General features: G+C 49.1%; 24 protein-coding genes. 17 read left to right on the top strand and 7 right to left on the bottom strand.

Annotated elements, in window-relative coordinates:
- Positions 1–8 precede the first annotated feature (8 nt).
- From FIT99_RS11380 to FIT99_RS11370, 3 genes are all read left to right on the top strand, one after another.
- Positions 9–1,286 carry an RsmB/NOP family class I SAM-dependent RNA methyltransferase gene (locus tag FIT99_RS11380; RefSeq protein WP_140004387.1) on the top strand — a complete coding sequence of 426 codons (1,278 nt, stop codon included), beginning with the start codon at positions 9–11 and terminating at the stop codon, positions 1,284–1,286.
- Positions 1,287–1,382: 96 nt separating this feature from the next.
- Positions 1,383–2,609: a dicarboxylate/amino acid:cation symporter gene (locus FIT99_RS11375; RefSeq protein WP_140004386.1), complete on the top strand. Its 1,227-nt coding sequence runs from the start codon at positions 1,383–1,385 to the stop codon at positions 2,607–2,609.
- Positions 2,610–2,617: 8 nt separating this feature from the next.
- Positions 2,618–3,142: a GNAT family N-acetyltransferase gene (locus tag FIT99_RS11370; protein WP_223261208.1), complete on the top strand. Its 525-nt coding sequence runs from the start codon at positions 2,618–2,620 to the stop codon at positions 3,140–3,142.
- Positions 3,143–3,180: 38 nt separating this feature from the next.
- Here the strand turns inward: FIT99_RS11370 and ampD are convergent, their stop codons facing one another.
- Positions 3,181–3,738 carry a 1,6-anhydro-N-acetylmuramyl-L-alanine amidase AmpD gene (gene ampD / locus FIT99_RS11365; RefSeq protein ID WP_140004384.1) on the bottom strand — a complete coding sequence of 186 codons (558 nt, stop codon included), beginning with the start codon at positions 3,736–3,738 and terminating at the stop codon, positions 3,181–3,183.
- A 126-nt stretch (positions 3,739–3,864) separates the two neighbouring features.
- On the opposite strand from ampD, the gene FIT99_RS11360 reads away from it, so the two are divergent.
- A complete protein-coding gene (locus FIT99_RS11360) occupies positions 3,865–4,875 on the top strand; it encodes a sodium:calcium antiporter (protein ID WP_140004383.1) in 1,011 nt (336 codons plus the stop codon).
- A gap of 89 nt (positions 4,876–4,964) precedes the next feature.
- On the opposite strand, the gene FIT99_RS11355 is transcribed toward FIT99_RS11360, so the two are convergent.
- On the bottom strand, positions 4,965–6,482 hold the full coding sequence (locus FIT99_RS11355; RefSeq protein WP_140004382.1) for a sigma-54-dependent transcriptional regulator: 1,518 nt from the start codon (positions 6,480–6,482) through the stop codon (positions 4,965–4,967).
- Positions 6,483–8,087, bottom strand: coding sequence for a sensor histidine kinase (locus tag FIT99_RS11350; protein ID WP_140004381.1), 1,605 nt, complete (start codon positions 8,085–8,087; stop codon positions 6,483–6,485). It abuts the gene before it with no gap.
- Positions 8,088–8,377: 290 nt separating this feature from the next.
- Between FIT99_RS11350 and FIT99_RS11345 the strand changes: the two genes are divergently transcribed.
- The 3 genes from FIT99_RS11345 to FIT99_RS11335 all read left to right on the top strand — a co-directional run bounded on the left by FIT99_RS11345 (position 8,378) and on the right by FIT99_RS11335 (position 9,912).
- Positions 8,378–8,953, top strand: coding sequence for an RNA polymerase sigma factor (locus FIT99_RS11345; protein ID WP_140004380.1), 576 nt, complete (start codon positions 8,378–8,380; stop codon positions 8,951–8,953).
- Between the two features lie 4 nt (positions 8,954–8,957).
- Positions 8,958–9,329, top strand: coding sequence for a DUF3619 family protein (locus FIT99_RS11340; protein WP_140004379.1), 372 nt, complete (start codon positions 8,958–8,960; stop codon positions 9,327–9,329).
- A 187-nt stretch (positions 9,330–9,516) separates the two neighbouring features.
- A complete protein-coding gene (locus FIT99_RS11335) occupies positions 9,517–9,912 on the top strand; it encodes a DUF3106 domain-containing protein (RefSeq protein WP_140004758.1) in 396 nt (131 codons plus the stop codon).
- A gap of 66 nt (positions 9,913–9,978) precedes the next feature.
- Here FIT99_RS11335 and pbpG read toward each other — a convergent pair whose 3' ends face one another.
- Entirely contained in the window at positions 9,979–11,058 is a 1,080-nt protein-coding gene (gene pbpG / locus FIT99_RS11330; RefSeq protein ID WP_140004378.1) for a D-alanyl-D-alanine endopeptidase, read from the bottom strand.
- Positions 11,059–11,271: 213 nt separating this feature from the next.
- Here pbpG and FIT99_RS11325 point away from each other — a divergent pair, with 213 nt between their 5' ends.
- The gene (locus FIT99_RS11325) at positions 11,272–11,646 is read left to right on the top strand and encodes a glycine cleavage system protein H (RefSeq protein ID WP_140004377.1); all 375 of its coding nucleotides are present in this window, start codon (positions 11,272–11,274) and stop codon (positions 11,644–11,646) included.
- A gap of 17 nt (positions 11,647–11,663) precedes the next feature.
- Here FIT99_RS11325 and FIT99_RS11320 read toward each other — a convergent pair whose 3' ends face one another.
- Complete coding sequence (locus FIT99_RS11320; RefSeq protein WP_140004376.1) at positions 11,664–11,858, bottom strand: hypothetical protein; 195 nt, start codon at positions 11,856–11,858, stop codon at positions 11,664–11,666.
- 128 nt (positions 11,859–11,986) lie between these two features.
- Here FIT99_RS11320 and FIT99_RS11315 point away from each other — a divergent pair, with 128 nt between their 5' ends.
- The 7 genes from FIT99_RS11315 to FIT99_RS11285 all read left to right on the top strand — a co-directional run bounded on the left by FIT99_RS11315 (position 11,987) and on the right by FIT99_RS11285 (position 17,222).
- On the top strand, positions 11,987–12,256 hold the full coding sequence (locus tag FIT99_RS11315; RefSeq protein WP_140004375.1) for an FmdB family zinc ribbon protein: 270 nt from the start codon (positions 11,987–11,989) through the stop codon (positions 12,254–12,256).
- 10 nt (positions 12,257–12,266) lie between these two features.
- On the top strand, positions 12,267–12,866 hold the full coding sequence (locus FIT99_RS11310; RefSeq protein WP_140004374.1) for a DUF502 domain-containing protein: 600 nt from the start codon (positions 12,267–12,269) through the stop codon (positions 12,864–12,866).
- 32 nt (positions 12,867–12,898) lie between these two features.
- Positions 12,899–14,689, top strand: a complete 1,791-nt coding sequence (gene aspS, locus FIT99_RS11305; protein ID WP_140004373.1) for an aspartate--tRNA ligase — start codon at positions 12,899–12,901, stop codon at positions 14,687–14,689.
- An 85-nt stretch (positions 14,690–14,774) separates the two neighbouring features.
- Positions 14,775–15,305 carry an adenine phosphoribosyltransferase gene (locus tag FIT99_RS11300; protein ID WP_140004757.1) on the top strand — a complete coding sequence of 177 codons (531 nt, stop codon included), beginning with the start codon at positions 14,775–14,777 and terminating at the stop codon, positions 15,303–15,305.
- A gap of 68 nt (positions 15,306–15,373) precedes the next feature.
- On the top strand, positions 15,374–15,802 hold the full coding sequence (locus FIT99_RS11295) for a VOC family protein (protein WP_140004372.1): 429 nt from the start codon (positions 15,374–15,376) through the stop codon (positions 15,800–15,802).
- A 105-nt stretch (positions 15,803–15,907) separates the two neighbouring features.
- Entirely contained in the window at positions 15,908–16,696 is a 789-nt protein-coding gene (locus tag FIT99_RS11290) for a quinoprotein dehydrogenase-associated SoxYZ-like carrier (protein ID WP_140004371.1), read from the top strand.
- Between the two features lie 106 nt (positions 16,697–16,802).
- Positions 16,803–17,222, top strand: a complete 420-nt coding sequence (locus FIT99_RS11285; RefSeq protein ID WP_140004370.1) for a secondary thiamine-phosphate synthase enzyme YjbQ — start codon at positions 16,803–16,805, stop codon at positions 17,220–17,222.
- Positions 17,223–17,428: 206 nt separating this feature from the next.
- Here FIT99_RS11285 and FIT99_RS11280 read toward each other — a convergent pair whose 3' ends face one another.
- Positions 17,429–17,860 carry a CBS domain-containing protein gene (locus tag FIT99_RS11280; protein WP_140004369.1) on the bottom strand — a complete coding sequence of 144 codons (432 nt, stop codon included), beginning with the start codon at positions 17,858–17,860 and terminating at the stop codon, positions 17,429–17,431.
- A 153-nt stretch (positions 17,861–18,013) separates the two neighbouring features.
- Positions 18,014–18,901 (bottom strand): LysR family transcriptional regulator, encoded by an 888-nt coding sequence (locus FIT99_RS11275; protein ID WP_140004368.1) that lies wholly within the window; start codon positions 18,899–18,901, stop codon positions 18,014–18,016.
- 128 nt (positions 18,902–19,029) lie between these two features.
- Between FIT99_RS11275 and FIT99_RS11270 the strand changes: the two genes are divergently transcribed.
- Positions 19,030–19,218: a hypothetical protein gene (locus FIT99_RS11270; RefSeq protein WP_140004367.1), complete on the top strand. Its 189-nt coding sequence runs from the start codon at positions 19,030–19,032 to the stop codon at positions 19,216–19,218.
- Positions 19,219–19,312: 94 nt separating this feature from the next.
- The gene (locus FIT99_RS11265; protein ID WP_140004366.1) at positions 19,313–20,848 is read left to right on the top strand and encodes an NADH-quinone oxidoreductase subunit L; all 1,536 of its coding nucleotides are present in this window, start codon (positions 19,313–19,315) and stop codon (positions 20,846–20,848) included.
- Positions 20,849–20,887 lie beyond the last annotated feature (39 nt).

Raw genomic sequence — 20,887 nt, 5'->3', positions numbered from 1 at the left:
AGACTTTGATGAACCAATCTCTCATGCGCCAGACGGCGATGTTATTAAACGACCTGCTGAAGTTTGAAAGCCCAGCAGATGCCAAACTCAGTGAGTTTTTTCGCCAACATCGTGAGTTAGGCACCAAAGAGCGTGCCTGGGTGGCCGAGACCGCCTATGGCGTGCTGCGCCGCTACCGTTATCTACGCGAAGTCAGTGTCAGCGAAGCCGATGAGCAAGAGGATACGCGCAAGCTGATCATTGCCTGGCTATTAAAGATTGAAGGCAAAAGCATCCGCGATCTGGATGAGTTGTTGGACGAGCGGCAAAAAGAATGGGCAGTGACCATTAAAAGCAAAAATAGCGAGGGATTTTCCCCGGCGGTGCTGGCCGATGTCCGTGACTGGTTGTGGTTGAAATTGGTCGAGGAGTACGGTGAAACCGAAGCGATGACCATTTGTCGCAGTATGTTTGAACAGGCGAGTCTCGACTTGCGGGTCAATACTATCAAAGCCAGCCGCGAAGAGGTATTGTCACGCATGTTGGCTGAAAATACGGTCAAAGATAACGTCATCGCGCCGACCCCATTCTCACCGTTAGGGATTCGCATGGGCGCTCGCCTCAATATTGGTAAGCATATCTTGTTTACCGAAGGCAAAATTGAAGTGCAAGACGAAGGCAGTCAATTGCTGAGTTATCTGGTGGCTCCCAAGCGTGGCCAGATGGTGGCAGATTTATGTGCAGGTGCAGGCGGTAAAACCCTTGCATTGGGTGCACTGATGAAAAACACCGGCCGTTTATATGCCTTTGATGTGTCTGAAAAGCGCTTAAACAATTTGGGGCAACGCCTCAAGCGCAGTGGCTTATCGAATCTACAAGCACAACTCATTAACAATGAAAACGACCTAAAACTCAAACGTCTCAACGGGAAATTTGACCGTGTACTGGTCGATGCGCCCTGCAGCGGCTTGGGGACTTTACGTCGCAACCCCGACTTGAAGTGGCGCCAGGCCGAAGAGGATGTGGCTGAACTGAATGTCAAACAAACCAACATCCTCGCCCGTGCCGCCAAGCTGTGCAAAGCGGGCGGGAGGGTTGTGTATGCGACTTGCAGCTTGTTACGTGATGAAAATGAAGCGATTGCTGAAGCCTTTTTGCAAGCACACCCAGACTTTAAGCTGGTCCCTGCCAATGAGGCGTTAGCGCAACAAAATATTTTGCTGGATACTGGCGTGTATTTGAAATTGTTACCGCATGTGCATGGCACAGATGGTTTTTTTGCGGCGGTATTTGAGAAAACCGCCTAGGTAAATCTCCTTGCTTGCAATCTTAAACGGTTGAGGGCAGCCGCTACGGTTGGCTTTATCGCTACGCAATGCTTCGCTTACTAAAGGTGCGCTTGAATGAATACACGTGGACTCAACGGGCAGATATTTTTTGCAGCCATCGCCGCCGTGTTGTTGGGTTTTTTTGCCCACGGACAGGAGGTTAGCACCGCCCTCTATGCAGCGCAGTTGATAGGCACATTATTTATTGATTTGCTCAAGATGGTCATGATCCCGTTGGTGTTTTGTGCAATCACCACCGGCATTGCTAATTTGCGTTTGCATCATCAAAGACATCTGGTCTGGAAAACAACGTTATTGTTTTTTGCGACCACCACCGTCATTGCGGTGGTGATTGGGATAGGCGCGAGTCATATTTTTCAACCGGGTGCCGGTTTGCAACTGCACCTGTTTGCCGACAGCATGCAGCAGTTTGACGCCAAGCAACTGAGTGTGCCCGAGTTTTTCACGCAATTTTTGCATGGCGTGTTCATGAATCCGTTTAAAGCCCTTGCCGAGGGTAGTATTTTGCCGATTGTCGCCTTTGCCTTGCTGCTGGGAATTGCGCTGGTGCAGACGGCTGATCGCGCGCCACACTTGTTGTCATTGTTCGAGGAAGGCTTGGGCGTGTGCATGCAGATGATCGGTTGGATCATGCGTTTAGCCCCCATTGGCGTGGCAGCACTGTTGTTTAAATTGGTGGCCACGCAAGATCTCAGCTTGTTTGCCTCATTGACCAAGTTTATTCTGGTGGTGACAGGCACGACTTTGCTGCATGGCTTGGTGGTGTTGCCGCTGTTACTTTTTTTGCTGACCGGCAAGCGTCCTTGGTGGTTTTTGCGGCAGGCACGTGAGGTATTGTTGACCGCGTTTGCGACGAGTTCCAGTAATGCCACCCTACCAGTCACGATGCGTTGTGCCACCCAAAATATGCAGGTAAAACCTGACATTGCCGGTTTCGTGGTGCCGCTGGGTGCCACGCTCAATATGGATGGCACTGCACTCTATGAGGCAGCCGCTGCCTTGTTTGTGGCACAGTTAGCCGGTATCGATTTGTCCTTCGGGCAGCAATTGGTGGTATGTTTTACCACCATGATTGCCGCCATGGGCGCGCCAGGGATTCCCAGTGCAGGCATGGTCACCATGGTTATGGTGCTGCAAAGCGTTGGTTTGCCTGCAGAAGCGATTGCCATCTTACTGCCGATAGACCGCTTGCTGGACACGATGCGTACCGCCGTCAATGTAGAAGGCGATATGATCGGCAGTCTGGTCGTTCAACATCGCCTCGAACAGCGCTTGGTATGAGTGTGTGTATGCTCAGATCTGCGGTGGCTGATGAGGCCGGTTTGATCGCGGCCTTAATCAATCGAGCCTATCGCGGTGAAACCAGCCGTTTAGGCTGGACCACCGAGGCAGATTTGCTCGATGGCCTGCGGACCAACGAAGAAGATATTTTTGCGCTATTGCAACGGGATGACGTGCTGATGCTGACCTGTTGGCAAGCTTCGCAATTGATTGCTACCTTATGCATAGAGTGGATACCGGCGCACCGTACGGCGCAATTGGGCATGATTGCGGTGGAGCCTGTCGCGCAAAATCGTGGCCACGGCAAAACACTGATTCTGGCCGCTGAACAGCAATCAGTGGTGCGCTGGCAGGCATTGCAGAGTCAAATGCGGGTCGTGAGCGCCAGGCAAACCTTGATCGCCTTTTACCAACGGCTAGGCTATCAGCCCACAGGGGAACACAGTCCTTTTCCAGTGCGAGCAGATATGTGGCAACCGAAGGTGGAACACTTGCAGTTGATGACCTTACAAAAGCAATTGCAAAGCGCTTGACGCCGTTCATCCGCTGCCGCTGAATTTGCCCGCAGCAGTTAATCGGGTTGAGAGATTCGCTGCCATTCAAAAAATGGCCCAGGGTCTGTTTTACGCCCGGGTGCAATATCAGAATGGCCAACGATATGCTTGATTGGATACCGTTGTCGCAACGCCTCGATCAATGCTTGCAGCGTGCGATATTGGTCCGCTTCAAATGCCTCAAAGTCGCTGCCTTCTAACTCGATGCCAATCGAAAAATCATTACATCGTTCACGACCCTGCCATTGAGACAGGCCTGCATGCCAAGCCCGTTGCAGACAGCTGACAAACTGCATCAATTCTCCATTCCGCCGAATTAAAAAATGCGATGAAACCTGTAAATGCGCGATCTCTGCGTAATAGGGGTGGGCTTGGCTATCCAGCTGATTGGTGAATAATTGCACAATGCCGGGTCCGCCATACTGGTTGGGCGGCAGGCTGATGTTGTGGATAACGATCATCGCGATATCAGCAGGGTCTGGTCGCACATCTTGATTGGGCGACAGCACCATCTGTGCTGGGTTTGCAAAGCCGTCGGCATCAATCTGTAGCGTGGTGTTAGCGGTGTGTGACATACAAACATTGTAGGTGAATTTGGGCGAATTGCGTTATGATTCCGCCCGCGTGCACACATTTGTCATGCACATGCGGACCGGGCGGTGGACGCATGTAAGATTGATTACCGCTAGACAGGAATCGTCATGGTTTTTTTACAATTATTGTTAATGTTGTTGGTGATTTTAGTGGCAGCGGAAGTGTTCACTAACGCGCTAGAACATTTAGGTGAGCGACTTGGTATCTCTGAAGGTGTCACTGGTTCTATTTTTGCCGCGGTGGGTACGGCGTTGCCGGAGACCTTAGTGCCTCTGTTGGCCATTTTTTCGTATACCTCATCCACGGGTGACAGCCATGCTGGCCACGATATTGGTGTGGGCGCGATTCTCGGCGCACCTTTGATGTTGGCAACCTTGTCCATCAGTTTGATGGCATTGTCCGTATTGAAGCGTCGTGGCGCACGTGGTCATATTCGCCCAGAGCGGACCGGACTGATTCGTGACCTGAACTTCTTTATTCTGGCCTTTATTTTTGCCAGCATCGCCATGTTTATTCCGCACACCCAGGCATTGGTCCGCTACGGCATCAGTATTCTGATGATTCTGACCTATTTTGTGTATGTGCTGATGACGATTAAGGCCTCGAAAGCCTTGGTGGAAGAGGGCCATGCCACCGAAGCCGAAGACATCATGATGCTCTCCAAGCTTGGGTTGCCAACCAATATGGCCACCATCGTGGTGCAGTTGCTCATCGGTTTGGGCTTATTGATTGCAGGTGCCAAAGGCTTTATCAATGAGGTTGAAACTGCTGCGGCGATCTTAGGCGTGTCTGCCTTATTGCTGTCTTTGTTGATTATTCCGATTGCGACTGAATTGCCAGAAAAAGTGAACAGCATTTTGTGGATCCGCAAAGGAAAAGACACGCTGGCCTTTGGGAATATCACTGGCGCCATGGTGTTTCAGGGCACCTTGTTGCCTGCGATCGGCATCATGCTCACGGATTGGGCACCCAGACAAGAAGTCGCTTTAGGTATTTTGATCACATTATTGGCCGCGATTTGGCTGCGTTATCGCATTGCCAAGGGTGGACTGCTGGTGTGGCATTTGCTAGTGAATGGCTTGTTCTACCTGGCCTATTTAGCGATTGTGCTTAGTTAAGCGGCGGCCCATATTCATTTTAGCGGCTTAGCGGCTGCAGATATAAAAAAGGGCGATTACTTGGTCGCCCTTTTTTTATTCGTCATCTACTATTCTTCATCTGCGCCATCGGACTCTTCCAAATCCGCATCCTGCTCTTTTGATAGCCCAAGCTTGGTTAAACGGTAGCGCAGGGTTCTAAAACTAATGCCCAATAATTTAGCCGCCGCCGTTTTGTTGTTATTGGTTTTTTCCAGCGCCTGCAAAATGGTCCGTTTTTCGATTTCTTCCAGATAGTCCGAGAGGCTAATATCCATCGGTAGCATGGTATTGTTTCCTACTGGCGGATTGGCGACAATCGGCGTTGCGAGTGACTGTGCCGGGTGTTCGGTGCGGTGCGTTGCGTCAGCATTAGGCAGGCCAGAAGGTTCGCTGGCACGTGCATTCCATGGTAACACCGGAGCATCGCTTAAAGGCGCCGGAGTGTCATCCAAGGAGAGGTCATCAATCGTAATGGTCAGACCATCACATAACGCTAGCGCACGCTCCAGCATATTCTCCAGCTCGCGCACATTGCCATGAAAAGAGCGTTGTTGAATATACACTTTGGCTTCGTCAGCAATACTGGGCACGCTGATGCCCTGCGCCAGACAGAGCTTGCCCAATAATCTTTCAGTCAGCTCAGGAATATCTTCGGGGCGCTCGCGCAAAGCGGGCATTTTGAGTTGGATCACGTTCAAGCGGTAATATAAGTCTTGCCGAAACTCCCCTTTTTCCATCATGGCATTCAGGTTTTTATGGGTGGCGGAAATAATCCGCACATCGACGGCCTCTTCACTGGCGTTACCTACCACGCGGACTTTTTTCTCTTGAATGGCGCGCAATAATTTGACTTGCATCGCCAAGGGTAAATCTGCCACTTCATCTAAGAATAGCGTGCCACCGTTGGCGGCTTGAAACAAGCCTTGGGTGTCCTGAATGGCGCCAGTAAATGCGCCTTTTTTGTAGCCAAAAAACTCACTTTCCATGAGGTTTTCTGGAATCGCGCCACAGTTCACCGCAATAAAGGCTTGATCCTTACGCGAACTGTTGCGGTGTATCAACCTCGCCGCCAATTCTTTACCGCTGCCGGATTCGCCACTGATGTAGACGGGGGCCTGACTGCGCGCGAGTTTCGCAATCATGGTGCGGACGTAAGCCATGGCGGCTGACGCCCCAATTAAATCGACGGTATTCGCCCCTTGCGATTCTTTTTGTGACGAGAGTTTGAGCGCTGATTCGACTAGCGGACGTAATTGTTTGAGGGAAATGGGTTTGGTGATGTAGTCATAAGCGCCTGCTTTCAGCGCGGAAACAGCGTTTTCAGCGCTGCCGTAGGCCGTGATTACCGCCACCGGCAAACCAGGGAATTGGGCATTGATATGTTGTACCAGCTCGAGCCCTAAGCCATCGGGTAGGCGCATGTCTGTCAGACACAAGTCATAATTAAATGAGTGCAACATGTGCTTGGCATCTGTGACCGTGCTAGCACTTTCTGCCTGTATGCCCATGCGCTCTAAAGTCAGCACTACGAGTTCGCGAATATCGGTCTCATCATCGACCACCAGACAACGATAAGAATTTGCCATTTAAACAATTGCCTTTTTAACTGTCAGTGAAAATTGGGTGCCATTGGCACTACTACTGTAATTCAATTTTGCGCCATTGGCTTCGGCCAGCTCGCGGGCAATAAATAAGCCCAAGCCCGTACCGGTTTTTTCTGTGGTCATGAAGGGTTCGAATAAGTGCGGCTGAATGTTGGGATCAATTCCACTACCATCATCTTTGACGAGCAAGTGGATAAATTGTCCGCTTTTGTCGCGCACCACTTTTAATTGCAAGCTTTCATGCTGCTGTTGGCTGTGTCGCCAACCATTTTTGCATAGATTCCACAAAATCTGGTTGATGTGTCGACGGTCAAACACAATCGCAGTCTCTTGGGCGGGCAAGGCGAGCGTAAATTTCGCCAGGTCAATTTTCTCAACCGCACAAAATTGCTGATAAAACTCTTGTACAAAGTGATTGATGTTGAGCTGCTCTTGGTTGGTACGGTCACGACGATTCAGTTCCAGCACGTCCTTGATAATCTGATCTAACCGTTGCACATTGTCCGAGATGATTTGTAACATGCGTTGCGTGCTCGGTTGTTGAGAGTCCTCCTGCATCAACTGGGTGGCGTGACTAATCGCACTCAGCGGATTACGGATCTCATGCGCAATGTTGGCGGTTAATCGCCCCAATGCGGCTAGTTTGACTTGATGTGCCTGCGTTTGAATTTGTGACCAGTCCTCAATAAAAATCACGACGCCGTTTTCGATACTTTCAGAAATGGCGTGAAAGCGTATGCCTAAATCACGATTATTGATACTGAGTTTGACTGCATCGGCAGCGGCGAGTTGATGGGCCGGAAACGACTGTAACAGTTGCATCACCGCTGGCATGATTTCTGACAGTGAGGTCTGTAAATGCACCGCAGCATGCAGTGTGGTTTCTTCAAGCCCTAACAACGTGCTGGCTTGCAGGTTGTAATGCTTTAGTTGTTGATGTTGATCAATCACCAATACCCCGTTGGGCATTTCACGCGTGATCAACGCGTTGGTTTTCGCTAAGTGCTCAATGTCTTGACCGCGTTGGTTCGCCAGTGTTTCGCTGCTTTGCATGCGTGCAGTGAGCGTTTGTGCCAGCCAAGCAGTGGCGAAGCAACTCAGTGAGAGCAGTACCGCATTGCTATAGTCATTTAAGGGCAGATTGCGATGGATCACTTGAAAGGTGTTTTCGAGCAAGATGCCGATAGTGGCAATCGCTGCATAAAACAGAGCAAAGCGACCATCACTGATCAAACCGGCAAAAATAATATTAATAATCAGCAGCAGACCGATGCCACTCTGATTGCCCGGCAGAAAGTGCAGCATCAGCACCATCAAAATAATATCGAGGCTCGTTTGGACTTTTAAAACCAACCCACGTTTGCATTGAAGTGACTCGAAACTGACACTGACTGCAATCGCATATAAAAAAAAGATCAGTAATAACCAGAATGAGAAAGAGGGCTCAGAGGGGGCATTTCTGAAGTAAGGCCATAGTTGACTGCCGAACAGCATGCCGGAGGCGCCCAGCCGAAACAGGCTATATAACCGCAAATGTTGCGTATCCGGAGTTTTTTCCGGCGAAGCAAAGCCTGCTGTGGCGGTCATTCAACCGACTCCAGCAGCGTGCTGCAACAGGCACATAACTGTGCCGTTTGCGATGGATTTATCATGGCCATGGGGCTTGTTTTTATAATCATCAAAAAGGGCGACCGAACTTTCGCGGCCTTGCAGCTTATTCTAACAGTAAATAAATTTAAAACTGATATACTCGCAGGCGACAGGGAGATAAAACAGTGCATATTTCTTTGGTGACAGGCCATCCATCACAATAATGTCTCAAAAAATGCACGCACGTCAGCGTCAAGTGTTGACGATCTCGGGGAAGAGGATTTGTAGTGGCGAGTGCGCAAGAACTATCGGATTTTTTACGTCAAATTGAAAAGCGAGCCTTCAGGCAAACCGCTTATGCGGTGCGTGATGATCATGCTGCGCTCGATATCGTCCAAGATGCCATGCTCAAGCTGGCGGACAAATACGCCAGCAAGCCTGTAGAAGAATATCCCATGTTGTTTCAACGTATTCTGCAAAACACCACGCGTGATTATTGGCGCCGGCAGAAGGTGCGCAACTTATGGACCTCGCTTTTTTCGTCCTTCGGTTCGTCTGAAGAAGAAGCGTATGACTTACTGGAAACAATCGAAGTCGAGCAGGCAGGCAGCAACCCCTCTGATCAGTTGGAACGGTCGCAAATAATGGCGCTGATCGAAAAGGCCCTGGCAAAATTACCTTTACGTCAACGAGAAGCATTCGTGCTGCGTTATTGGGAAGAGTTAGATGTTGCGGAGACCGCATCGGTCATGGGATGTTCGGAAGGAAGCGTTAAAACGCATTGTTCGCGAGCAGTCAGTGCCTTATCTGCATTATTAGAACAAGCCGGAATCGGCACCCGCAAATTGCAAAAAAAGGAGTAAAGCCATGAGGAAACAACCTCATTTGGAAGATGACTTACCTTCTCCACTGCGAGTAGGGGTGGAGGGGCTCAAGCTAGATGAGCGGCCCTTGTCTGCTGAAGTACAAACGCGCTTGGCAGCGGCACGACAAGCAGCACTCAACCGTTACACAGAATCAACACAATTAGGCCATGGTTGGATGGATGTCCTGTCCTGGGCTTCTTTTGGGCACCCAAAAATGGCTGGTATGGCAGCCTTGTCTGTCATGTTTGCGTTTGGTTTGTTTGTGATGTCGGCCAATCAGAACGATGACGCTTTGCTGTTGAGCGATGATTTGCCGCTCGAGGCATTTGTTGATAACGGATTTGATGCTTGGCACTATTCAGAGAATATCTGAATCGTCGCACTTGACTCAAAGGATATCTTGTCGTGAACTGTGGTGCATTGAAACAATGGAACAATGAGAAATGATGCAAAATCATTCAATGATATTAGGGTGGATCATCTGGTCAATTGGTGTCGGTAGCGTTTGCGTAGCGCAGGCGGAAACCAATGGCGAAGACCATGGGCAGCGCTGGTTAGCCATGGCTGACATCGGCGCGATCAAAAATGACTTGTCCCCGGATGACCCTGCAGCCAATATTATGTGGTCGCAATTAACGGATCAGCAGCGTGCCGTGTTAGCCCCGTTAGGCGGTGAGTGGGATAAACTTCGGCCATGGCAACGTGAGAAAATGCTGGATATTGCCAAAGAGTATCCAAAAATGGATGCGCAAAAACAGCAGCGTATTCAGCGTCAGCTAGTGAAATGGAGTCGCATGACCCCGTATGAACGAGAGAATGCACGCAAACGATACCAGCAGTTTCAAAGCTTAAGCCCTGAGAAAAAAGAAGGTCTCCGCAAGCAATGGAACGAGCACAAGCAGAAATCGGCCATTACTGAAGGCTATGATCCGGAGTTTGATGGCGCTGACCATTGATGCATCTCAGATAATAAAAAACCCGCATATTTTGCGGGTTTTTTTATTGTCAGAAGTGCAATATCTTTAGTTCGATTCATCGCTCAATGATTTGCTCATCGAGAGACCGGTCAATACGATGCTACCCTCTTTCTCTGAGGTAAGGGTGCTGTAGTTATGTTCCATCCATTTTTTGATACGTCTTGCATCACCAATCCGGGTTAACTTGCCCACCGAGTCAAGTAAGACGAGAATCAGCGGTTCTCCAGCAATTGTTGCTTGCATCACCAAGCAACGTCCGGCTTCACTGATGTAGCCCGTTTTTGACAGACCGATTTCCCAACTGCTATTGGTGCTCTCGCGAACGAGCGCGTTGGTATTGTGAAAGTGAATAGGTTGGCGTCTGTGACCAACACTTAAGTCATAGTCAGAGGTGGTGGTGATTTGGCGAATGAGCGGGTATTGATACGCGGCATGCACCATTTTCGCCAAGTCCATGGCAGTAGAAACGTTGTTGCTGGTTAAGCCAGTGGAATCTTCAAAGTGTGTATTCATCATACCCAAGCTGGCGGCTTTTGCATTCATATCCTGAATGAAACGCGCTTTGCCGCCTGGATAGGTGGTTGCTAACGCTGAGGCCGCCCGATTTTCTGAGGCAATCAATGCCAGGTTCAGCAAATCCTCACGGGTCATGGTGGTACCAACGGGTAGGCGTGAAGAAGTCCCTTTCAGGTAATCCACATCCATGTCAGTAATCGAAACTTGGTCACTTAAATTCAGTTTGGCATCCAACACCACCATGGCTGTCATCAGTTTAGTGACGGATGCAATCGGGGTCGGCGTATCCAAATTTTTGGAATAAATGATCTCGTGTGTATTTTGGTTCATCACCAGCGCTTTGGTGGACGCAATCGACAGATTGGCATTGCTGCTCGATTTTCCTTCAAACGAGTCAAACATTTCTGCGTCTAACGCTGGCTTGGCACTTTTTCTGGCGTGCGCATGCAATTTAACTGGGCGCATGGCTTTGGTTTTGTCTGGATTCACACGGTATTGTGAAGAGACACGCGCGCTATATTTTTTACTCTTAGCGGCTGAAACGGTGTGTTTCTTGGAGGGTGACTTTGCTGTGGCTTGACCCGCAGGTGCTAAAGCAATGGTACACACGAGCAAAACTTTGAGACAATGCTTGAAAAAAATCATAATCAACCTTCCTAAAACCCGCTTCATTATTGCCCAGTTATTATTCAGCGTCAATCACTTATCGCAATTTTCTATTGTAACTAATTAAGCGATTGGCGGCCGGTCTGAATAAGTTTTGGCGTGATTCTCAGACTATGGCACAATAATTATCTATTAAACTTTTGATTTTTAAATTCTATGTCAGCAGGACTGAAGTACTTCTTTTCAAAAGACCACACTTGGGCCACACAGACAGATGACGGTTTGTGGCTGGTGGGTATTACGGATTATGCGCAGGAGATGCTGGGGGATGTGGTATTTGTTGATCCGCCAAAAGTCGGGCAATCTGTGCAGCAGTTTAGTGTTTGCGGATTAGTCGAATCGGTCAAAACTGGCTCTGATGTTTATGCGCCTTTAACCGGGGTTGTTGAAGCCGTAAACGAAGACGCTTTGTCGTCGCCTGAGCGCATTAATGACCAACCGTATGACACTTGGTTGTTTAAGCTGTCAGCGGATGCCAGTGGCGCAGACGCATTGATGGATCAAGCCGCTTATGAGGCGCAGCTGCGTTAAACTTGCTGCGGTAAACCTCACTGCATTTTTTTGATTTTTAGGGGTGGCTCAGCATAGAGCAAATTCGCCAGTTGCAAAGGCAACGCCTTGCCGGCCTGTGACTGAGGACTTAGGCTCACCATTGCATGGTGCGTATTCAGGTCTCGACTCGTCAGCCCCAAGAAAAATAGCATGCTGACCATAAAGGATATTTTGAGTGAGAGTTGTTGCATGTCTTGCTCCTTAAAGTCTTTTTAATTCAATTACATCGCAGTAGTTTTGATGATTTGTAATGCGAATCAGGTATAATTTGCGCTTGACGAATTTTTTCAGCAAATTGTCCTTCAGGTTGTGTTAACAAATGCCTATCTACGATTTCCAATGTACAGCATGTGGTTTTCAGCAAGAGCTGATGCGTAAAGTGTCTGCGCCCAGTGTTGAAGCTTGTCCTCAGTGTCAGCAGCAGACTTTCAGTAAGCAGGTCTCAGCGCCCAACTTTCAACTAACAGGCAGTGGTTGGTATGCCACTGACTTCAAAACCAAGCCGGTGACGAGCAGCAGTTCACCAAGTGCAGAAACCGCCACCAGTTCTGAAGCGGCCAAGTGCAACCCCGGCTGTGCTTGCCACTAAAAAAACACCCATGAAAAAATACTTCATCACAGGTTTGCTCGTACTAGTCCCTCTGTTTATTACGGTGTGGGTGCTTAAAACTTTAGTGCAAACGCTTGATCAAAGCTTGCTGTTATTGCCGGTCTCTTGGCGTCCTGAAGCGTTGCTTGGGGTCGATATTCCAGGCTTTGGCGTCATCTTGACCGTTGCCATTGTGTTGACCACAGGCTTGGTGGCAACCAATATTTTTGGACAGCAGCTGATCGTGTTGTGGGAAGGCTTGCTGATTCGAGTGCCGGTGGTCAAGTCTATTTATTCCAGCGTCAAACAAGTGTCTGATACGTTATTTTCTGATTCAGGCAATGCTTTTCGTCAGGCATTACTGATTCAGTATCCACGACAAGGGGTGTGGACGATCGCCTTTTTAACGGGGACACCCGGTGGCGATGTTGCAAACCACTTGCCAGGGGAATACGTGAGTGTCTACGTGCCAACGACGCCCAATCCAACTTCCGGTTTTTTTCTGATGTTGCCTAAGGCGGATGTGATTGCGCTCGACATGAGTGTAGATCAGGCCTTGAAATACATCATCAGCATGGGTACAGTGGCGCCCTTGTCTAAACACCATTAACCGCAACACCACTTTAACTATATAAAATTATTATGATGCGTACACATTATTGCGGTCACTTGAACCGCGAACATATCGGACAAACCGTGACACTGTGTGGCTGGGCCCACCGTCGTCGCGACCATGGGGGCGTGATTTTTATTGATTTGCGTGATCGCGAAGGTCTGGCGCAAATCGTGATTGACCCAGACACCAAGGACGCATTCGCCGTGGCTGAAACGGTACGTAACGAATTTGTGTTACGCGTTGTGTGTAAGGTGCGTGCACGCCCTGAAGGAACTGTGAATAGCAATCTGCCTACCGGTGAGGTAGAAATGCTGGCGACCGAGATTGAGGTGCTAAATGCGTCGTTGACGCCTCCATTCATGTTGGATGATGACAATCTGACGGAAACGGTGCGTTTGGAACATCGCTATATCGATTTGCGTCGTCCGGCGATGCAGAAAAATCTGATGCTGCGGTATAAAGTGGCGAAAAATCTGCGCGATTATCTCGACGATAACGGGTTTATCGAAATTGAGACACCGATGTTGACACGTTCGACCCCAGAGGGTGCGCGTGATTATCTGGTGCCGTCGCGTGTGCATCACGGCATGTTCTTTGCCTTGCCGCAATCACCGCAATTATTTAAACAATTATTAATGGTGTCGGGTTTTGACCGCTATTTCCAAATCACAAAATGTTTCCGTGACGAGGATTTGCGCGCTGATCGTCAGCCAGAATTCACACAGGTCGACATTGAAACTTCGTTCCTTGAAGAAAATGACATCATGGACATCGTTGAAGAGATGATCCGCCAGATGCTCAAGAAAATACAAAACGTAGAATTGCCAGCCAAGTTTCCACGGATGCCTTTCTCTGAAGCCATGAATCGCTACGGCTCTGACAAGCCGGACATGCGTGTGACGCTCGAAATTACCGAGCTGAGCGATGTCATGAAAGATGTTGATTTTAAAGTATTCGCCGGTGCCGCCAATATGGCCGGTGGCCGCGTTGCCGCGATTCGTGTGCCCAATGGCGCAGCCATCAGCCGTTCTGAGATTGACGCTTACACCGAGTTTGTGAAAATTTATGGCGCCAAAGGGTTGGCTTACATCAAGATCAACGATATTTCCAAGTTAAATGAAGAGGGTTTGCAAAGCCCTATTGTGAAAAATATTCACGTCAACGCGCTGCAAGCCATTATTGAGCGCACTGGCGCGCAAAATGGCGATATCGTGTTCTTCGGTGCGGATAAAGCCAAAATTGTGAACGAGGCGTTAGGTGCCTTGCGCACCAAAGTGGGCCACGAAAAAGGCCATGTGGATGGTCGTCACTGGGCGCCATTGTGGGTGGTGGATTTTCCAATGTTTGAGCATGATGAAGAAGGCGACCGTTGGGTTGCGCTGCACCATCCGTTCACGGCGCCTAAAGATGGCCATGAAGATTTGTTGGTCAGCAACCCGGGCGCTTGTTTGTCAAAAGCCTATGACATGGTATTGAACGGCTGGGAAGTCGGCGGTGGTTCAGTGCGTATTCATCAACAGGATGTGCAGTCAAAAGTATTCGATGCTCTGAAAATCAGCAAAGAAGAAGCGCAAGAGAAATTTGGCTTCTTGTTGGATGCATTGCAATATGGTGCGCCTCCACACGGTGGTTTGGCCTTTGGCTTAGACCGTTTGGTCACGTTGATGGCTGGTGCCGAATCGATTCGTGACGTGATTGCCTTCCCGAAAACGCAGCGTGCGCAGTGTCTGATGACGAATGCGCCCAACGAGGTGGACGAGAAACAACTCCGCGAGTTGCACATTCGTGTGCGTCAGCAAAATGCGGCTGGCAGCTAATCCTGCGCTATTTGTGTGATCAGCAGCACACCCTGTTTAAACGCGTCACCCTAGGGTGGACGCGTTTTTTATTGGCGGACACATGATGATTGATTTTAGTGCCTACATCCGAACGATTGCCGACTACCCCAAAGCTGGCATCCAATTTCGTGACATTACGACCCTGCTCAACGATGCACAGGCCTTTAATGCCGCTATTGATACATTAGCGCTGCATTATGCCGATATTGCCTTGGACCAAGTGGTGGCGATTGAAGCACGGGGCTTTATTATTGGTGCCGCCCTTGCCAGCAAGCTAGGGCTTGGGTTTGTGCCTGTGCGCAAAGTAGGTAAATTGCCAGCCGATACGCTGAAACAAACCTATGCACTCGAGTACGGTGAAGATACGCTTGAAGTGCATCAAGATGCGCTTGCGGCGGGCGCGCGTGTTTTATTGGTGGATGACTTAATTGCAACGGGCGGCACGGCGTTGGCGGCGATCAGCTTAATTCGTCAGCTTGGGGCTGAAGTGCGCCATGCGGCTTTTGTGATCGACTTGCCAGATTTAGGCGGCGTGCAACATTTGCAGGCAAACGGCGTCCAACCGTTTGCGTTGTGTCAATTTGAAGGACACTAAATTTTGTACTATATTGCGCAAACGAATTGCATTCGATTTGGATGCGGTGCTTATCAGATTGGAAAATCATGTCTCTGACAGGAATTGATCACGTCAACTTTCGAACAGATCGCGACACCATGCATCTGTTGCGCGATTTTTATTGCGATGTGTTGGGTTTGACCGTCGGCAAACGGGTTGCGAGCACCACTTATGGTTACTGGCTCTATATTGGCGGCCAAGCTGTGGTGCATCTGGCGGAATATAAAACCGCCGCGCCCCCGCAGTTGCATGTGCATGGCACCTATGATCATGTCTCGTTTAACGCACAAGATATGCCGGCCATGGAGGCACACCTGCAAAAACTCGGCGTCGATTACACCACGCGGATTCTGGCCAATGGCATTCGTCAAATCAATATGCGTGATCCGGCAGGGAATGGCGTTGAACTGAATTTTACTGAGTATGCAGACCCGCACTATGAGATGCGTCCCTCAGGAGACCCTAGTAAGCTGTAATTAGATGTGCCATTCAATGTGATATGCATCACATATTAAGCAGGTGTATCCGTATCAAAATTAAAGCTAGATCAATTAAATAGTGAGTTTGACCAGGGGATGACGATGAAAAAAACAGGATTGTGGATGATGGGGTTTGTTGCATTGGCCATGAGTGGTCTGGTACAGGCAGAAGCAGACCCCAAATTATGGGCGGTGGTGAAAGAAGCGTTCTTTCCTAAGCGCACCATTGAAGAGGTCGATTTTTTGAAAATAGACGGGCCGCGCCGTGCGGAGAGCGGTGCGCAGGTGCCGGTGACATTTACCTATGACAAAGCTGCCGCCAACGGCGTGGTGCTGAAAAAGCTGTATGTCATTGTGGATGCAAACCCGATTCAGTTGGCCTCCACCTACCATTTAACGGATAGCTTGAATGGCTTTCAGATGTCGACGCGCATTCGCCAAGAGACCGATTCGTTTGTTCGCCTAATTGGCGAAACCGCAGACGGTAAATTGTATATGGGCAAGCGTGAGATTCGCGCTGCCGGTGGCTGTGGTGGCACGGTAGATAACAATGAATCCGAAGTGCGGGCTGCAGCAGGTAAGATCAAATTAAATGTGGATGCACCAAAGTTTGGTGAAACGGCGACGGCGACATTTAACATCCGTCATGTAATGCGGACTGGCTTGCAACGTGACTTGGTTTCGCAAGGCTATGTGCCTGCGTTTTATATCAATAAAACCAGCTTTCACTACAATGGCAAAGAGGTCATGACTGTGGATGTTGGCGTTGGCACCAGCGAAGACCCCTACATGAAGTTTAGTTTCATTCCAGAAGCGCCGGGTAAACTCGAAGTAATTGCGACTGACAATGAAGGCAAAACCTTTACGCAAGCACTGGACGTACACAGTTAAAACACGCATCTTAAAAAGGCCTCCTCGGAGGCCTTTTTTGTTGCCGGGTAAATGTCTAGCAAATGGCAGTGCTAAAATAGTCTTTTAGAAACACGGAGATTTTGAGATGAAAAGTTATCGCAAAGAGTTATGGTTCAATATTTCAGCCCGCATGGACTTTAAAAACATCACGCAGGACGTGATTGCCTGTGTGCGTGAAAGCGGTGTCAAAGAAGGCTTAGTGCTGATTAATGCCATGCATATCTCCGCCAGTGTTTTCATCAATGACGATGAGCGCGGCCTGCATCATGACTATAAAGTGTGGCTAGAAAAGCTGGCGCCGCACGAGCCGGTGAGTGGCTATCGCCACAATGATACCGGCGAAGACAATGCCGATGCACATATCAAGCGGCAGATTATGGGGCGTGAGGTCGTGGTAGCCATCACTGAAGGTCAGCTGGATTTTGGTCCTTGGGAACAAATTTTTTATGGTGAATTTGATGGTCGTCGTAATAAGCGGGTGCTGGTGAAAGTGATTGGTGACTAAATCGCTTGTCTTCAGTTGATGCGCACCGGATTGATTGTAGTGCAGATGCCGTGTCTAGGGTCAGCAGGCATTGTGTAAAAATGCCATTGCCGTCGTTGGTTTAGTAGAACGCAATGCTGGCAAAAAATATGTGTTGATCTCGGTTTCAACTCGCCTAAACACCAAAGGGAGCTTTCGCTCCCTTTTTGCATTTGTGCGTCGGCGTATCAACTATGGATATAACTTTCGAGTTGTGCGATGAGCGTTTGCTGATAATGGATGGTTTCTTTGAGAATGTCGCCAATAGACAGCATGCCCAGCATCTTGTTCTGCTCCACTACCGGTAAGTGGCGGATGCGTTTCTCCAGCATGGTGCTCATTGCGGATTCGACCAAATCGTCTGGTTTTCCGGTAATCACCTTGCTGGTCATCACTTCGCTGACCGTGGTGGTTTTGGAAGAGCGGCCCTTGAGAATGACTTCGCGCGCATAATCGCGCTCAGAAAAGATGCCGACCAGCTCGCCATCTTTGATGACCGCCAGGGCGCCGATTTGGTATTCCGCTAAGATAATCAGAGCATCGTACACCGGTCGGTTGGGTGCAATACTGATAATGCCTTGATGCGTTTTATGAGCGAGTACTTGTTGAAGCGTCTTCATCACGGTCTCCTTTCATTGGGCACGAATCCGTAATATACACCCATGTTTGCCAAAAAAGATAGACGCACTGTCAAGCATGGGGGTGGCGGATTCCGTATACCAATAGCGGCAATCCACTGCGCAGGCAACCCGCTGCCCGACAACCCTACACCCCTATTTTTTATGGAGTAAAAACTGATTCACCAATTGATTGATCTCAAATTTACGGAAATGTTTTTTGATGGTCACTGCATAAAAGTTTTCAAACACCTCACTCAGTTGCGTATAAGACTTGAGCACGCCATTTTTCAATTCATCTTTCACCACCACTTCTGGCATGACCGTCAGCGCTAGGCTGTCCCGCGCCAGCAATCGTAGCATCGCCATGTCATTGGCCTCTGCCACCACATTCGGCTCGATTTGATGCAAAGCGCATAGGCCATCAAACGCAGCGCGAATTGGGCTATCCTGATGCGGCAGAATCCAGTTGTAATCCGCATATTTGCTAGAAAAGTGCGGCTTAATGTCTAAGCCCGGCGGGCCAATCACGCTGATCGGCTGCCGATCTAGCAGAATGCCTTCCCATAACTGGTCCGCATTGCCACGCACTTCAATATTGGTCAGCGCCAGATCCAGCTCATGATTGGCAAGTGATTTGAGCAAGTTGGTTTGTCCGCTCGCCATGATCTCTAATTTTACGTGGGGATTATTCAGTAGGGGCTCAACAAAGCTCTCAATAAAGTTACGTGACATCGTTGATAGCACGCCAATGCGCAAAATCTGGTTCTCGGCTTCTATGCCTTTGCGCAGCAAACTCTCAAGTTCTGTGCCCTTGGTGAAAATAGATTCTGCATAAGAAAAAGCCACATTGCCGACTTCCGTCAGGACTAACTTACGACCTTGGCGCAAAAATAGCGCGCACTCCAAGCTGTCTTCTAGTTGCTTGATTTGTGATGACAGGGCCGATTGCGAAATATGCAGTTTTTCAGCGGTCTTGGTCAGACTGCCTACCTTCACGACATGCCAAAAATATTGCAGATGATGATAATTCAATCTCGACATAGTTAACTTTTACAGAACTATTTATAAATAATTATATATTTTACATGCTTTTTTGGACGGGTCAAAATAACGCTGTTTTGATGCAGCTGTTTCTTGATTAACTTTTTTTGAATGCACAGGGGTGTCCAATGGATAAAGAGATTGAATTAGAAGGGCGCAGAGTGATTATTGAGTGTAAGCAAGTGGAAATCAATGGCGAGACCGTTATTACGCCAAAAGTAGTGCAAGTGATTGATGTGCCTATGGCGCAAGAAACGACAACTTTTGATCACCCTGTGACTGATACGCCGCGGGCGAGTCAGGCGGATGGCGGGTGATTTTCGCATTTTTTATTTTCATTTTAAATCTATTTTAATTAATAAATAGTTCTATTTTATAGAACTATAATTGACTGTTAGGAAGTGGTGCTTTATGGATGCTGTAAGTTTGTTTGTCTGCGCGCCAATCGCTGTGATGCTGTTGACGGCCATCGCTGTTTCTCTCATGCGAGGGGCAGATGCGCAGCGCTGGAAGCTCTGTAATGAAGCGTCTGGCCTCGCTTTGTTGCTGACCTTATTTTCTGGTTTGTTGGTCTTGACCCAGCCAAGTCAAAGCTTTCAAGTATTAAGCGCCGCTGGCTTATATGTTTCGCCTTTGCAGGCCGTGATTGCCGTTCTTGTGCAGGGGGTAGGTCTTGTAGTCGCTCGTTTTTCAAGTCGTTACCTTGAGGGTGAGCCGCACCAAAGGCAATATATCGTTGCCCTGAGCATGGTGCTGGCATGTGTACATTTGTTGTTGATCGCCGATCACTGGCTGATATTGATCTTGTCTTGGTCTGGGGTGGGTGTGTTTTTGAAAAGGATGCTGTGTTTTTATGCGGAACGGCCCTTTGCACAGCTGGCCTCGCATAAAAAAACAGTGGCCGATATTCTCGCAGACGATGTGCTGTTATTGGCGGCCTTGTTATCTTGGGTCAGTGTTGGCAGTGGCAGCATGTCGGCGTTGCTCGCCAATGTGAGCGCACACGGACACACGCAACTGACGGAAATTTGTGCCGTGTTGTTGGTGATCGCGGTAGTTTTACGCACCGCCTTGTTGCCTGTGCATGGCTGGTTAATCCAAGTGATGGAGGCGCCCACACCAGTGTCCGCGTTACTGCATGCCGGGGTGGTCAATCTGTCCGGTTATTTGTTGATTCGATTTTCTGCGTTGTTCGCAGACAGTACGATTGCAAATACCCTGTTACTGGCCATCGGGCTCATCACCTGTGTATTTGCTGCGCTGGTCATGTTTACACGGATCAGTATTAAGGTGCGCTTGGCTTGGTCTACAGTGGCGCAAATGGGCTTTATGATTGTTGAGTGTGCGCTGGGCTTGTATACCTTTGCCGCTTTGCATTTGATCGGCCATTCCATCTACAAGGCCTACGCATTTTTATCCGCCGCCGAGATCGTTGCCGACACCCGTGTGGCGCAGATCGCGGGTCGTCAGGCATTTGCTGCGTTGAGTTTTTATCTCGCCCCATTGCTGTCATTGACGATTGTGTTAGCCATTCAAGCGTTATTTGCTACACCGCCCTGGCCGCTATGGTGGTCGTTGGTGCTGGCATTCGCATGGGCACCGGTATTGTGGTGGCGCAGCAGCACATCTGATCTGTCACCGAGTTTGCGCTGGCAGGGTTTGTTATCCGGCAGTTTGCTCACAGGCCTATTGACCCTAGTGAGTGCTGGCTTTCATCACATCCCGCTTGGCACCATCGATCAACCGCGTAGCGAATATGCGGTCGCGGTTGTGATCGCCATGGGCGCGCTTTATCTGTTTAGTGTGCTCATCCACACCGTGCCACAACGTTTAAATCGCTTACATCGTTGGATATATGCCGGTCTGTATCTGGATGCTTTTTATACCCGCTGTGTGCTTCGGCTGTGGCCAGTGAGTTGGGGGAAAAGCACGCATGCAAACCGTTAATCTGCCGCGATTCAATCCGACTGTTATCCGCATGCTAGG

Source organism: Methylophilus medardicus (assembly GCF_006363955.1).
GTDB classification, from domain to species: domain Bacteria; phylum Pseudomonadota; class Gammaproteobacteria; order Burkholderiales; family Methylophilaceae; genus Methylophilus; species Methylophilus medardensis.
The sequence above is the reverse complement of the archived record's forward strand: the minus strand, read 5'-3'. Positions and strand labels throughout refer to the sequence as shown.

Excerpts from the sequence above, each read along its gene's own strand:
- FIT99_RS11325 (WP_140004377.1), top strand. The coding sequence starts at position 11,272 with ATGTCAGCAGGACTGAAGTACTTCTTTTCAAAAGACCACACTTGGGCC.
- FIT99_RS11355 (WP_140004382.1), bottom strand. The coding sequence starts at position 6,482 with ATGGCAAATTCTTATCGTTGTCTGGTGGTCGATGATGAGACCGATATT.
- FIT99_RS11375 (WP_140004386.1), top strand. The coding sequence starts at position 1,383 with ATGAATACACGTGGACTCAACGGGCAGATATTTTTTGCAGCCATCGCC.
- FIT99_RS11290 (WP_140004371.1), top strand. The coding sequence starts at position 15,908 with ATGAAAAAAACAGGATTGTGGATGATGGGGTTTGTTGCATTGGCCATG.
- FIT99_RS11285 (WP_140004370.1), top strand. The coding sequence starts at position 16,803 with ATGAAAAGTTATCGCAAAGAGTTATGGTTCAATATTTCAGCCCGCATG.
- ampD (WP_140004384.1), bottom strand. The coding sequence starts at position 3,738 with ATGTCACACACCGCTAACACCACGCTACAGATTGATGCCGACGGCTTT.
- FIT99_RS11300 (WP_140004757.1), top strand. The coding sequence starts at position 14,775 with ATGATTGATTTTAGTGCCTACATCCGAACGATTGCCGACTACCCCAAA.
- FIT99_RS11380 (WP_140004387.1), top strand. The coding sequence starts at position 9 with ATGAACCAATCTCTCATGCGCCAGACGGCGATGTTATTAAACGACCTG.
- FIT99_RS11350 (WP_140004381.1), bottom strand. The coding sequence starts at position 8,087 with ATGACCGCCACAGCAGGCTTTGCTTCGCCGGAAAAAACTCCGGATACG.
- FIT99_RS11315 (WP_140004375.1), top strand. The coding sequence starts at position 11,987 with ATGCCTATCTACGATTTCCAATGTACAGCATGTGGTTTTCAGCAAGAG.
- FIT99_RS11370 (WP_223261208.1), top strand. The coding sequence starts at position 2,618 with ATGCTCAGATCTGCGGTGGCTGATGAGGCCGGTTTGATCGCGGCCTTA.
- FIT99_RS11275 (WP_140004368.1), bottom strand. The coding sequence starts at position 18,901 with ATGTCGAGATTGAATTATCATCATCTGCAATATTTTTGGCATGTCGTG.
- aspS (WP_140004373.1), top strand. The coding sequence starts at position 12,899 with ATGATGCGTACACATTATTGCGGTCACTTGAACCGCGAACATATCGGA.
- FIT99_RS11360 (WP_140004383.1), top strand. The coding sequence starts at position 3,865 with ATGGTTTTTTTACAATTATTGTTAATGTTGTTGGTGATTTTAGTGGCA.
- FIT99_RS11310 (WP_140004374.1), top strand. The coding sequence starts at position 12,267 with ATGAAAAAATACTTCATCACAGGTTTGCTCGTACTAGTCCCTCTGTTT.
- FIT99_RS11320 (WP_140004376.1), bottom strand. The coding sequence starts at position 11,858 with ATGCAACAACTCTCACTCAAAATATCCTTTATGGTCAGCATGCTATTT.
- FIT99_RS11270 (WP_140004367.1), top strand. The coding sequence starts at position 19,030 with ATGGATAAAGAGATTGAATTAGAAGGGCGCAGAGTGATTATTGAGTGT.
- FIT99_RS11295 (WP_140004372.1), top strand. The coding sequence starts at position 15,374 with ATGTCTCTGACAGGAATTGATCACGTCAACTTTCGAACAGATCGCGAC.
- FIT99_RS11265 (WP_140004366.1), top strand. The coding sequence starts at position 19,313 with ATGGATGCTGTAAGTTTGTTTGTCTGCGCGCCAATCGCTGTGATGCTG.
- FIT99_RS11340 (WP_140004379.1), top strand. The coding sequence starts at position 8,958 with ATGAGGAAACAACCTCATTTGGAAGATGACTTACCTTCTCCACTGCGA.
- FIT99_RS11335 (WP_140004758.1), top strand. The coding sequence starts at position 9,517 with ATGGCTGACATCGGCGCGATCAAAAATGACTTGTCCCCGGATGACCCT.
- FIT99_RS11280 (WP_140004369.1), bottom strand. The coding sequence starts at position 17,860 with ATGAAGACGCTTCAACAAGTACTCGCTCATAAAACGCATCAAGGCATT.